Below are 13,115 nucleotides of genomic sequence, written 5' to 3' on the forward strand. Positions count from 1 at the left end.
AAAATGAAGCAGGTAATTTTGATCATAGGTGGCAATAGGGGAGATAGGAAAGCATTGATTTCTGAAGCAAAATCAATGCTTGAACAAAGCTTAGGGAAAGTGAAAGTGGCTTCTTCTATCTATGAAACACAGGCTTGGGGGGAGCAATCGGAGGGAGATTATTTAAATCAGGTTTTGTCGTTTGATACAAGTCTTGAAGCTGATCAGGTTTTGGACATCGCTTTGGGAATTGAGGATAAGCTTGGGAGGGAAAGGGAAATAAAGTGGGGAAATAGGACGATGGATATAGATATTCTCTACTATGCGGATGAAATCATCGAAAAAGCCCAATTGAAAGTGCCTCATCCATATCTTTCCAAACGTCGTTTTGTATTGGTTCCTTTGGTGGAGGTCATTCCGGATTTTGTCCATCCACAGTTTCATGTTACCAATAGGGAATTGTTGGAAAAATGTGGGGACGATAGTAAAGTACTTAGGTTTGAATAAAAAAAGCCCAAATGAATGGGCTTTTTGGATTAAATGCTGGAAACCTCAGCTTCCCGGTGGATTTTTTTAACCAAACCTTGAAGGACTTTCCCGGGGCCACATTCTACGAATTCAGAAGCGCCGTCAGCAACCATTTGCTGGATGGATTGGGTCCATTTTACTGGGGCTGTAAGTTGGGCGATAAGATTGTCTTTTATGGCTTTCACATCATTGACTCCCACAGTACTCACGTTTTGGTAAACAGGGCAAGATGGCTTGTTGAAAACTGTGTTTTCTATTGCTGCTTCCAGTTTTTCCCTGGCAGGCTCCATCAGTGGGGAATGGAATGCACCACCAACAGGAAGTGGCAATGCCCTTTTTGCGCCAGCCTCCTTCATTTTTTCGCAGGCTATTTCTATTCCTTTGTTTGACCCTGAGATGACCAATTGTCCCGGGCAGTTGTAATTTGCCGCCACCACGATTTCACCTTCGATAGACTGACAGATCTCCTCGACTATCTTGTCTTCCAATCCCAAAATCGCCGCCATGCCGGAAGGGTTGATTTCACATGCTTCCTGCATAGCCAATGCTCTTTGGTAGACCAATTTAAGGCCATCTTCGAATGCGAGGGTGCCATTGGCCACCAATGCGGAAAACTCTCCCAATGAGTGACCGGCAACCATGTCTGGCTTAAAGTCTGGGGACGTTTTTGCCAATACGACTGAATGGATGAATATCGCAGGCTGGGTGACTTTGGTCTGTTTAAGCTCTTCATCACTTCCTCCAAACATAATGTCGGTTATCCTAAATCCAAGTACTTCATTCGCCTTTTCAAAAAGTTCCTTTGCCAGGTCACTGCTTTCATAAAGATCTTTTCCCATGCCCGAAAATTGAGCCCCCTGGCCTGGGAAAACATATGCTTTTTTCATTTTTGGTTCTGTTTACTAATTAGTTGACTATAACGATTCTATTTTATTGCAAATCTTAAACTCCCAAATCATAAATTTCTGTGATTTCATCCAGGATGTGATCGATGTCCAAGTTTAAATCGATCAGCTTTCCTTTGGAAACATCAAATACCCAACCATGGACTTTCATTCCCCTAGACCTGACAGCTTTCTGAACTACTGCAGTTTTTAGGAGATTCACACATTGTTCTTGTACATTCAGTTCTACGAGCCTGTTGTATCTTGCTGATTCGTCGGCAATCGAATTGAGTTCTTCCCTGTGGATTCTATATACATCCCTGATGTTTCTCAGCCAAGGGTTCAATATTCCCAAATCTGCAGCATTCATAGCGGCTTTTACACCACCACATTCATAATGCCCACAAATCACTACATGGTCGACTTTCAGGTTGTCTACCGCATAATTCAACACAGACATGACATTGAGATCTATGCTGATCACCATATTGGCAATGTTCCTATGTACAAAAACATCCCCTGGCTGTACCCCCATCAAATCCTCTGCGGTCACCCTGCTGTCCGAACATCCAACATACAATATGTCTGGATTTTGGCCTTTTGCCAATTCTTTGAAATAATTAGGGTCTTTTTCAAGTTTGCTTTCAATCCACTTTTCGTTGTTCTCAAATACTTTTGAAATGTCCATTGATTTGATTGGTTTATCGTTGTATATTTAATTTTTACAGGAATTTTGCTTTTTCTTCCGCTGTAGGCAACCTACAGGTTTCCTTTTTTCCGTACCATTTGTACCTGTTCTTAGCCACCCAGTCATATATAGAATCCCGTAGGGATCTGGGCAAAATCATCCCCACATAAAACAGTTTCCAAAACCCACCTAATTCCTTGCCGATCTTGAGGGCAGCGGTGCTTTTGTAATATACCTCATCACCTTGGATCAAGACAAGGGAGTCCAAGTATTCTTCGTCTATGGTATAATCAGAGAGAATCTTTTTGACAGCTTCATCCTGGAGCGCACCTACTTTAAAATTATCGTTTTTGTCATTTCTGATAATGAAATCAATTGCGTTGTTGCAGAGGTTACAAACTCCATCAAATAGGACTATACTGTATTTGTCTTGAATTCTCATCTAATAATTTGAACTGTACCTTTTCGTTTTTGTTCTCTCAGGGCAGGGTCTAGCGTGTCAAACCTGATTACAGCACTGTAGAAATAAGTGCCTGCGGGAAGCTCCTTACCGTTCTTGTCTGTCCCATCCCACCTGATGTATATGTCAGATTCATTGGCAGTGAAGCTGTTATAGCTAAATACTTCTGTCCCCCATCTGTTTACTATAAATATTTCAACCCCTTCGACGAATCTGGGGCATTTCGGGAATGGATTGTCAAATGCCATGAATGTCTCATTGATCCCATCTCCATTGGGGGTAAATGCATTTGGAAGTTCGTAATTTGGGCAATTGTCCACACATACAATGTTGCTTGGCTCACTTTCATTCCCGGACCTATCTACTGCTGTAATGTAATAGCATCCTTTGAAGTCAGGCAAATTTGTGATTCTAGCTGTGCTGTTCAGTGCGGAGTATGTTTCCACCAAGGTGAAATTACCTTCTTCACCCTCAGGGCTGAAATATAGTCTGTAACTGCTCAGTTCATCATCACAATCTCCAGAGAAATCAGGCTCCCAACTCAAATCATGTACATAGGAATTGAACCCACAGGCTTTGTCCTCCAGATAGGAAGCGCAATCAGGTCCCTCAAAAGTCAAGACAGGTGGACAGGGAAGGCTGTTGTCATCAGGTCTTGCACAGGTGATCTGGCTTTTGTTTTCCAAAGGATAGGTCAATAGATCCACATTGTAGGATCCCTTGGTCACCACATAGTAGCAATATTCGATTTCTTTTCGAAGTGGTACACCATTGTGGCTCCCATCGTCAAAATAGGTGAATCCATTGCTTGTGACGTCTACTTCAGCTATCAGGGTGAAGTTTTCAGTATCCTGCGCATCTGAATCAGTCCTGTTTCTGTATACTTCATGCCTAAATTGGCCGACTGCATTATTCCATGGTACATTGAATGTCCAATTTAATTCGATGGCCTCATTGATGATCACTGGGTCTATCCTTACAGATGATGCGATAGTGGAACTGTCTATGGTGGTATTTTGCTCCTTTAAGATTACTTTATAATTGTAGACAAGATTTTGGGTGTTCAGGCCAGTATCTGTAAACAAGGTGTCCGTAGTGGAGGCAATCGAAACTCGACCCTGATTTCCAGTAAACCCTTCGCTCCTGATCAGTTCATAGGTGAATGGACCAGGGAATTGTTCCGAATCAATATCGTATGGAGGTGTCCATTTGATGAAAATCTCACCGTTCTGCTCGTCCGTTTCTTCCACACTTACATTGGTGATCAGCGGAACATCGACATCTATTGTCACACAAAATTCTTCTGAGGGAATGCTTTCCCCCAATCTAGGTGCAGGAAATGCCGCAACCAAGCGGTAACAGTAGGTGTTACCTGGAGCTAAGCCTGCATCGTTGTTGTTATCTATGAAACTTGTCGTCGACATGTCTGTCGTGCCGATCAATTCATAACCGGCCCTGACTCCCGTCTCACAAGAATCAGGTTCGTAAGGATCACTGTTGAGCCTTCTCCATATCTGCATCGTCTCAGCTGAATTGGCGCATGAATAGGGATCCCAATTCAATTCTACAGTTCTGCCGGCTTGCTGTTCTATATCGTCTATGATTGGAGGTGGCCCGATTACCCTGATGTTCCAAGTTTTGATGTCTACCAATGCCGGCCCGGAGCTCGGACGATCTGTGATCCTAACCCTTACCTGGTATGGGGTTTCCTGTACATGGTTGCAGACCGTCTGCCAATTGAAGTTGACGATGCCTGGGCTGGGCTGGAATACGGATTCTGGGGAATAAGTTGCTTTGGACGTCAAAATTTCCATAGGACCGCCAAATACTTCTATTTTGATCTGATCCCCATCAGGATCACTGCCTTGGATGATCTCTTCTATATTGGTACCTGCCACTACGCAGAGGTCTTCCGGCATGACCAGTTCAGGGCGCTGGTTGTTGGTGTTCTCTATAATGATCTGCATGTCACGAACCACATAGCCAATCAGCCTAAACTCCCCATCAATCTTCCTGTATTCTTCTATTCTAAAAGCGACATTGAATTGTCCTGCCAAACCCGGCGCATCCCATACCAAATCACCGGTTACAGGGTCTAGGGTCAGGAATGGGGGAGTGCCTCCATCTTCCCTGTTGAAGCTGAATTCCGAACTTGCCGGACTCCTATAGTTGTTTACAGTCCTTTGGAAATCCTGCTTTGGGATGTCCATGACATAAGCCAAACTGTCCCCGTCGGGATCATAGGCACCGGGATTGTGTATATACCTGATGTTTACCCCACCATTGTCTACTGGTGGTATAGTCAGTACAGGTGAGTTGTTTACCCCCAGAAAAGGATCTATCCGAATCATCGTTTCCACATAAAAAGGTGTGTCCACGGACTGGGCCATGTTGAGGGTATTGTCATTTCTGTTGAATTCCTTGAATCGGATGGTGTATTGCCCAGGACCTTGGTAAGTGTGGGTGACTACGAAAGTGTTTTTTTCGATCTGATTCCCCAAAGGCTCTACCAATACGATATCACTCTCGGTATTGAGAGCTACTTCCCTACCATCACCAAAGTTGATGGTGCCTGGGCCGAAGATCACATTGGATCGCGTATCTGTGTAACCTACGACTGTTATCCGGTAGGTAAGGGTTTGGGTGGAAACTCTCTCTGCGATTATTTCACCAGCTCGTATATGTGTCGCAAGAGCCTGATGAATATTTACGACTAAAAGAGAAATGGCTAATAAAAGTAAATATCTGATTTTCATGGATGTCTGACTTAACAATTACAAGATATACGAAAATAACTAAAGGAAGGAGAAATTATTATCATTTATTCAAACAATAAAATTACTCACTTGGTTAATATTACGTCAAAATCTAGGCTTACAATGTTGTTTTGGAGGGTTATTTAGAACGTTTTAAAATAAGTTTAAACGATTAGGCTTTGATTGTTTGCTAAGCTTTCCGAATGTAAATTTGACCCCAAAGTATAATCTGTAAACATTCTACATTTAATTTAAAAATATGAGTTGGGTATCTAAGACCTTAAGCAGCACTCTGGGCCGAAAATTATTGATGGCTCTCACTGGATTATTCCTGATTTTATTCTTGGTGGTACATTTGGCGGGGAATCTTCAGTTATTACTTCCCGATGGTGGAGAAGCATTCAACAAATATGCGGCCAACATGGCCAGTAATCCATTGATCAAAGCGGTGTCAATTGGCAATTTTGCCTTTATATTGATACACGTAATCTATTCGATCTTATTGACTAAGCATAACAAAAAGTCAAGGCCTATAGATTATGCTGTGACCAAAGCGTCCACCAACAGTGCTTGGGCTTCAAGGAACATGGGGATACTGGGGACTCTCCTTTTGATATTTATTTTAGTCCACCTCAAAGGGTTCTATTACGAAGTCAAATTTGGCACAATGCCAATGGCAAGCTATGATGGGGTAGACTTCAAAGACGTCTATGCGATTGTATCTGCAGCTTACAGCAATATTTTCTACGTTGCATTTTATGTTTTGAGTATGGGATTTTTGGCTTTCCATTTATCACATGGTTTTGCTAGTGCATTCCAGACCTTGGGCTTGAATCATGTCAAATATTCACCGCTGATCAGAAAAGTCGGTTTGGTGTTTTCGATCTTGGTCCCTGCATTGTTTGCATTGATCCCCTTGGTGATGTTTTTTCAAAACCAGTAGCCAAAATATTGTTAATTGATTAATGAAATTAAAATCAACAAATCGATGATACTTGATTCTAAAATACCTGAAGGGCCATTGGCAGAAAAATGGACCAAACATAAATTTAATGTAAAGTTGGTCAACCCGGCCAACAAAAGAAAATATGATGTAATTGTAGTAGGTACTGGACTTGCGGGAGCATCTGCAGCAGCTTCTTTGGCTGAGCTTGGCTACAATGTAAAAGCGTTCTGCTTCCAAGACAGTCCCAGAAGGGCACATTCCATCGCAGCACAAGGTGGTATCAATGCCGCCAAAAACTACCAGAATGATGGTGATTCTGTTTACAGATTGTTTTATGATACCATCAAAGGTGGAGATTATAGGGCAAGAGAAGGCAATGTTCACCGTCTAGCACAGGTTTCTGTCAATATTATTGACCAGTGTGTAGCCCAAGGGGTGCCATTTGCAAGGGAATATGGTGGATTGTTGGCCAACAGGTCATTTGGTGGGGCGCAAGTATCACGAACCTTCTATGCAAAAGGACAGACAGGTCAGCAATTGCTTTTGGGCGCTTATTCTGCATTGAGCAGACAGGTAGCCAACGGAAAAGTGAAGCTTTATCCAAGAACAGAGATGATGGACGTCGTCATGATCGATGGGAAAGCAAGGGGTATTGTTACCAGAAACCTGATCACAGGAGCTATCGAATCTCACAGTGCCCATGCGGTATTGTTGTGTACTGGTGGTTATGGAAACGTATTTTTCCTCTCTACCAATGCAATGGGGTCTAATGTGACCGCGGCTTGGAGAGCGCACAAGAAAGGGGCATTCTTTGCAAACCCTTCCTTCACGCAGATCCACCCAACATGTATCCCTGTCTCGGGAGACCATCAGTCAAAGTTGACTTTGATGTCTGAATCCCTAAGAAATGATGGAAGGGTATGGGTTCCTGCTACAGTGGAGACTGCCGAAAAATTGAGAAAAGGCCTGATCAAAGTAAATGATATCAAAGAAGAGGACAGGGATTACTATTTGGAGAGAAAATATCCTTCATTCGGTAACTTGGTTCCCCGTGATGTGGCTTCCAGAAATGCCAAATATGTGTGTGATGAAGGCAGAGGGGTGAATGAAACAGGAGAGGCTGTATTTTTGGATTTCAGGGATGCTATCAAAAGAGATGGGGAAGCGACGATAAGGGCAAAGTACGGCAACCTGTTTGATATGTACCAGCAGATTACCGGAGATAATCCATATCAAGTACCGATGATGATATACCCTGCGGTGCACTATACCATGGGAGGCCTTTGGGTTGATTACAACTTGATGACGACTATCCCTGGACTTTATGCATTGGGAGAAGCTAATTTCTCTGACCATGGGGCAAACAGGCTTGGTGCATCTGCATTGATGCAGGGTTTGGCAGATGGATATTTTGTGATCCCTTACACTATTGGGGATTATTTGGCACAGAATCCTATTGATAGGATATCAGCTGAGCATCCTGAATTCAAGAAAGCCGAAAAAGAAGTGTCTGATAGGTTGCAGAAGCTATTGGGAATCAAAGGAGACAAAACAGTGGATTTCTACCACAAGAAGTTGGGGAAAATCATGTGGGAATATTGTGGTATGGCGAGGACAGCCGAAGGCTTGACCAAAGCCAAAGCCATGATCAAGGAATTGAAAAAGGAATTTTGGACCAATGTGAACGTATTGGGTGCAAACGAAGAATTGAACCAGTCGTTGGAAAAAGCGAATAGAGTAGCTGACTTTATAGAACTGGGAGAATTGATGGTGGATGACGCATTGAATAGAAATGAATCTTGTGGAGGTCATTTCCGTGAGGAGTATCAAACTCCAGAAGGGGAGGCACTCAGGGATGATGAAAACTTTGCGTTTGTTTCTGCATGGAAGTACTTGGGTGAAGATCTTGAGGAAGAATTGAATAAAGAGCCTCTTGTATTCGAGAATGTGAAGTTGACCCAAAGAAGTTACAAGTAATTTTAAAAAAAGCATTAAACTCATCAGAGCTATGAATTTAACCTTAAAAATCTGGAGACAGAAAAACAACACCGACAAAGGTGGATTGAAGGAATATAAAATTTCTGACATTTCGGAAGATATGTCTTTCTTGGAAATGCTGGATGTGCTGAATGAACAATTGTCCACCAAAGGTGAAGACCCAGTTCATTTTGATCATGATTGTAGAGAAGGGATATGCGGGATGTGTTCCTTATATATCGATGGGAAACCACACGGTCCTCAGCAAACTACAACTTGTCAGTTGCACATGAGGTCGTTTAAGGATGGGGATGTGATTACAATCGAACCATGGAGAGCAAAGTCTTTCCCTGTTTTGAAAGATTTGGTAGTCGACAGGGGTGCATTTGATAGGATTATCCAGGCTGGTGGCTATGTGTCTGTGAACACAGGCGGTGTGCCGGATGCCAATGAGATTCCGATTCCAAAGTCAATCGCTGATTTGGCAATGGATGCAGCGGAATGTATAGGTTGTGGTGCATGCGTGGCAGCTTGTAAGAATGCCTCTGCCATGCTGTTTACATCTGCCAAAATTTCCCAGTTGGCATTATTGCCACAGGGACAGGTAGAAAGAAAAGTGAGGGCGGAAAAAATGGTAGCGCAAATGGATGCTGAAGGATTCGGCGCCTGTACCAATACTGGTGCTTGTGAGGCTGAATGTCCGAAAGGGATCAGTATAACCAACATTGCCCGTATGAACAGAGAGTATTTCTCGGCTGTTCTGAGCAGTGACAATGTCTAAGTTGCTTTTGAGAAAAAAAATAATTTATTCAATCCAATAAAAAGAGCTGGTTCGTCCGGCTCTTTTTGTTTTTTATAACTATATGAATCTTATTTTTCAATATTCATGTATTGTTTAAATTAGATCAATTCTGTCTTTTAGACTAATTCAAATATCTGTATCTTTGAAAATTACCATTAAATAAATAATTGTTAATCTAGAAGAAAGGGAATAGATGCATTACATAGACCTAGGCATATTTGTCGGGTACATGTTGATTATGCTGGGAGTAGGATACTACTTCATGCGTAAGAATAAGAATCAAGATGATTATTATGTTGGAGGAAGGGATATAGGAAGTTGGCACATAGGGCTTTCGGTAGTAGCCACCGATGTAGGTGGTGGGTTTTCCGTAGGGCTTGGAGGCTTAGGGTTTATGATGGGCCTTTCCGGGAGTTGGATGCTTTTTACTGGTTTGCTGGGAGCCTGGCTTGCAGCAGTTTTTTTGATCCCACGCGTCAAGCAGGACAAGGCTTTTGCTGGATTTTATACTTTTCCCCAAATCTTCAAATATCTTTTTGACAAAAAAGTAGGAGTCGTAGCCGCCGTTATCTGTTTGGTTGGCTATTTGGGATTCACATCATCACAGCTTCTGGCTGGTGCCAAGCTCGCTTCAGGAACATTTGAGGAATTGGATATAGGGACAGCTTTATGGATCATGGGGGCTATAGCCGTTATTTATACCGTATTGGGTGGGTTGAAGGCAGTGATCTATACAGATACAGTACAATGGATCATTTTGATGCTGGGATTTATTTTTATTGGTTTGCCCATAGCCTATTTCCATGTAGGTGGCTGGGAAGTGATTCGAGGCACTTTACCGGATGAGTTTTTTACTTTGACCAATTTGAGGTGGCAGGATTTTGCAAATTGGGGGATTACGATCCTACCAATCTGGTTTATAGGGATGACATTGTATCAGCGGATCTTTGCGAGTAGAGATACGGCTTCTGCCAAGAAGGCATGGTTCATCGCAGGGTTATTTGAATGGCCCATTATGGCATTTATGGGTGTTTCTCTTGGCTTGTTGTCACGCGTGGCGTTCGAGCAGGGGCTGTTGATCTTTGATTTGGAAACCCTGGATCCAGAAATGGGCTTGCCGATATTGCTGAGGACCATCCTGCCTTCGGGCCTGTTGGGCTTGATGATGGCAGCTTATTTTTCGGCAGTATTGTCGACGGCTGATTCTTGTCTGATGGCTGCCTCTGGCAATTTGAGCACTGATATTTTCGGGAAATGGCTAGGCAATAAAAGTGAGAAATTGCAGATCAGGTATTCTCAATTATTCACCCTTGCATTGGGTGGCATAGCCCTATTTGTTGCTTTACAGATGACAAATGTGCTGGAGCTGATGTTATATTCCTATGCTTTTATGGTGTCTGGGCTTTTGATTCCGGTCCTGTTTGGCTTGTTCACAGATATGAAAGATCCTGATGCAGCCCTTGGGGCGATGCTCGTGGGAGGTTCTGTGACAGGAGGTTTGGGCTTGGCGGGAATCACCATGCCTTTAGAGCTAGACCCGAACTTTTTCGGTGTTTTATCTTCTTTAGCAATATTTTTGCTTATATATAAAGTCAAAAAAATGAAATTTTCGAAATAAAATTATAAAAAATGATAAATATAGAAACACTTTCAGCAATCGATCATGCGACCTATTTACAAAAAAAAGAAATTGCAGACTTCTTGTTCACCCATTTGGAGCAATATGGAGATCCGCATGCAGATATTATGAAATGTTTGGACTATGCGTTGGATCAAGCTGTAGACAAGGGTGGATTTACCGTGATGGCCAGGGAAGAAGGCAAAATGGTCGGAGCCGTCATCATGAACAGAACTGGGATGTCTGGGTATATTCCTGAGAATATCCTGGTATATATAGCTGTAGACGCTTCCCAACGGGGGAAAGGTGTAGGCAAGAAATTGATGAAGACGGCAATAGATATGGCAAATGGGAACATTGCATTGCATGTAGAACCGGATAACCCTGCGAGAAAATTATATGAAAGCCTTGGTTTCACCAATAAGTACCTAGAAATGAGGTTGGCAAAATAAATACAAAATGGCATTTTTAAATTTACACAGAGAGAAATTAAAGCAAAACTTCAATTATCTAAAGGAGTTGTTTGAGGAGAATGATATTTCATGGGGAGTGGTTTCAAAGCTTTTCTGTGGAAACCGTACCTACCTGAAGGAATTGGTGGATTTGGGTGTGAAAGAAATCCATGACTCAAGGATAAGCAACCTTGCCAAGATAAAAGAAATCAACCCAGATATCCAGACGGTCTATATCAAACCTGCCTCCATGAGGAATATTGAGAAAATGGTCAGGTATGCAGATGTCAGTCTCAACAGTGAGTTGACCACAATCCGCTGGATCAGTGAAGAGGCAGTCAAGCAGAAAAAAATGCATAAGATCATCATCATGGTGGAGACTGGTGATTTACGGGAAGGGGTGATGGGAGACCATTTGATTGATTTTTATGCGAAGATTTTCGAGCTGCCAAACATCCAGATAGTAGGGCTTGGAACCAACCTCAACTGTCTGAATGGCGTCATGCCTTCTTCGGACAAATTGATCCAGCTATCCCTTTATAAGCAAATCATAGAATTAAAATTCAATATTGAGATTCCTTGGGTTTCCGCAGGGACGTCTGTGACGATCCCATTGATGCTCCATCAGCAGCTTCCTAAGGGGGTAAACCACTTTAGGATTGGAGAAACCCTGTATTTTGGTGTAGATCTCTTTGAAGAGAAAATAATAGAAGGGATGCATGGAGACGTGTTTGAGCTGTATGCAGAGATCATAGAGATGCAGGAGAAGCCTTTGTTGCCTTCCGGAGCATTGGCAGCAAATCCCCAGGGGGAAGTGATAGAGATAGATGAATCTCTATATGGTAAATCATCTTTTAGGGCCATTTTGGATATAGGTTTATTGGACGTAGATCCCAAATACCTGATCCCCGAAGATGGGGAATTCGAGATTCTGGGAGCCAGTTCTGATATGATCATCCTGAACCTGGGGCTCAATCCCAAAAACTATAAGGTAGGGGATTTGGTAAAATTCAGCCTCAAATATATGGGGGCATTGGGCATCATGAATTCAAGCTATGTGGATAAGAAAGTAAGTAGTTGATGGTGAGTTGTTTTTGGGATAGCTAAATAGAGGCAATCATGTCTTTGTTTTTTTTGGCATGATCTTCGTATCTATTCCGGCAAATAACCAATTATTATTTACTATGAAAAAGTCAATTTTATTATTAGCAGTTATTGCCTTGTTTTCATTAGAAATTCAGGCACAGAGTGTACAGAGAAGTGATGCAGCTGGTGGATTCGGAGTTCGTGGTGGTGTCAACTTTTTCAATTTTGGAGGCGATGATGCCTCAAACAATGACTACACAAACAGGGCTGGATTCCATGCAGGTGTCTACACTAACCTATTCTTGGGATCAAGGATAGCTTTGGAGCCAGGGGCTTACTATTCCGTAAAAGGTACTCAAAATGACGATTTTGCAAATACAAGAGCGGTATTGAATTATATTGATGTGCCATTGTTGCTTAGGCTTTACGTTACTGACGGTTTGAATATCTTTGGTGGTCCCCAAGCATCCTTTTTGATGTCTTCTAAGTTTGAAGGTGATTTCTTTGGAAGTTCCTTCTCGTATGACACGGATGCCATTACTAAGACAGATCTTGGATTTGTGGTAGGTTTGGGTTACAATTTGCCTAAAGGAATCAACCTTCAGGGAAGTTATGATTTCGGGACTTCCCCGGTGTTTAAGGATTCTGATGCCAAGATTTACAACAGAGGTTTCAAAGTCTCTTTGGGATATAGTTTCTAATCCAAAACCTGATTTGATATAAAAAAAAGCTGTCCAATGTGAATTGGGCAGCTTTTTTTTATATGAGTATCCGCAATGTTGCACCTTGGGAAAGAAGTGACTTTATAACCTGAGTTCGACTATTCTCACTTTGCCAAAACGGTTTTAAATGGTGAGAACTACGAAAAGAAGGTGCGAACTTTTTTATGAAGTAATATTGGGATATTGCGGATTGAAAAAGTGAAGTAGGTTGCCGTTT

Annotated in this window: 12 protein-coding genes; 8 read left to right on the forward strand and 4 right to left on the reverse strand. The window is 42.3% G+C overall.

Features of this window, described 5'->3' with window-relative positions; translation table 11 throughout:
- The first annotated feature begins 3 nt into the window (after positions 1–3).
- Positions 4–486: a 2-amino-4-hydroxy-6-hydroxymethyldihydropteridine diphosphokinase gene (folK, locus tag ACFSKL_RS01055; RefSeq protein WP_376882571.1), complete on the forward strand. Its 483-nt coding sequence runs from the start codon at positions 4–6 to the stop codon at positions 484–486.
- A gap of 29 nt (positions 487–515) precedes the next feature.
- On the opposite strand, the gene fabD is transcribed toward folK, so the two are convergent.
- The 4 genes from fabD to ACFSKL_RS01075 are packed head-to-tail and all read right to left on the reverse strand — an operon-like array spanning position 516 to position 5,295.
- Positions 516–1,394 (reverse strand): ACP S-malonyltransferase, encoded by an 879-nt coding sequence (gene fabD, locus ACFSKL_RS01060; RefSeq protein ID WP_376882573.1) that lies wholly within the window; start codon positions 1,392–1,394, stop codon positions 516–518.
- Between the two features lie 55 nt (positions 1,395–1,449).
- Positions 1,450–2,079: a carbonic anhydrase gene (locus tag ACFSKL_RS01065; RefSeq protein WP_376882576.1), complete on the reverse strand. Its 630-nt coding sequence runs from the start codon at positions 2,077–2,079 to the stop codon at positions 1,450–1,452.
- Positions 2,080–2,113: 34 nt separating this feature from the next.
- Positions 2,114–2,521: a thiol-disulfide oxidoreductase DCC family protein gene (locus ACFSKL_RS01070; RefSeq protein ID WP_376882579.1), complete on the reverse strand. Its 408-nt coding sequence runs from the start codon at positions 2,519–2,521 to the stop codon at positions 2,114–2,116.
- On the reverse strand, positions 2,518–5,295 hold the full coding sequence (locus ACFSKL_RS01075; protein WP_376882582.1) for a T9SS type B sorting domain-containing protein: 2,778 nt from the start codon (positions 5,293–5,295) through the stop codon (positions 2,518–2,520). The genes ACFSKL_RS01070 and ACFSKL_RS01075 overlap by 4 nt, the downstream gene beginning before the upstream one ends.
- 259 nt (positions 5,296–5,554) lie before the next feature.
- Here ACFSKL_RS01075 and ACFSKL_RS01080 point away from each other — a divergent pair, with 259 nt between their 5' ends.
- The 7 genes from ACFSKL_RS01080 (at position 5,555) to ACFSKL_RS01110 (ending at position 12,877) form a co-directional block, all read left to right on the forward strand.
- On the forward strand, positions 5,555–6,238 hold the full coding sequence (locus ACFSKL_RS01080) for a succinate dehydrogenase cytochrome b subunit (protein WP_376882585.1): 684 nt from the start codon (positions 5,555–5,557) through the stop codon (positions 6,236–6,238).
- A gap of 45 nt (positions 6,239–6,283) precedes the next feature.
- Positions 6,284–8,218 (forward strand): fumarate reductase/succinate dehydrogenase flavoprotein subunit, encoded by a 1,935-nt coding sequence (locus ACFSKL_RS01085; protein WP_376882587.1) that lies wholly within the window; start codon positions 6,284–6,286, stop codon positions 8,216–8,218.
- 31 nt (positions 8,219–8,249) lie between these two features.
- Positions 8,250–8,999: a succinate dehydrogenase/fumarate reductase iron-sulfur subunit gene (locus tag ACFSKL_RS01090; RefSeq protein WP_376882589.1), complete on the forward strand. Its 750-nt coding sequence runs from the start codon at positions 8,250–8,252 to the stop codon at positions 8,997–8,999.
- A gap of 214 nt (positions 9,000–9,213) precedes the next feature.
- Positions 9,214–10,638, forward strand: a complete 1,425-nt coding sequence (locus ACFSKL_RS01095; RefSeq protein WP_376882592.1) for a sodium:solute symporter family protein — start codon at positions 9,214–9,216, stop codon at positions 10,636–10,638.
- 11 nt (positions 10,639–10,649) lie between these two features.
- The gene (locus tag ACFSKL_RS01100) at positions 10,650–11,090 is read left to right on the forward strand and encodes a GNAT family N-acetyltransferase (protein WP_376882594.1); all 441 of its coding nucleotides are present in this window, start codon (positions 10,650–10,652) and stop codon (positions 11,088–11,090) included.
- A gap of 7 nt (positions 11,091–11,097) precedes the next feature.
- Entirely contained in the window at positions 11,098–12,171 is a 1,074-nt protein-coding gene (locus ACFSKL_RS01105; RefSeq protein ID WP_376882597.1) for an alanine racemase, read from the forward strand.
- Between the two features lie 103 nt (positions 12,172–12,274).
- Positions 12,275–12,877 (forward strand): porin family protein, encoded by a 603-nt coding sequence (locus ACFSKL_RS01110; RefSeq protein ID WP_376882599.1) that lies wholly within the window; start codon positions 12,275–12,277, stop codon positions 12,875–12,877.
- Positions 12,878–13,115: the final 238 nt, after the last annotated feature.

The sequence above is a fragment of the Belliella marina genome, from assembly GCF_042682445.1.
In the GTDB taxonomy this organism is placed as follows: Bacteria; Bacteroidota; Bacteroidia; order Cytophagales; family Cyclobacteriaceae; genus Belliella; species Belliella marina.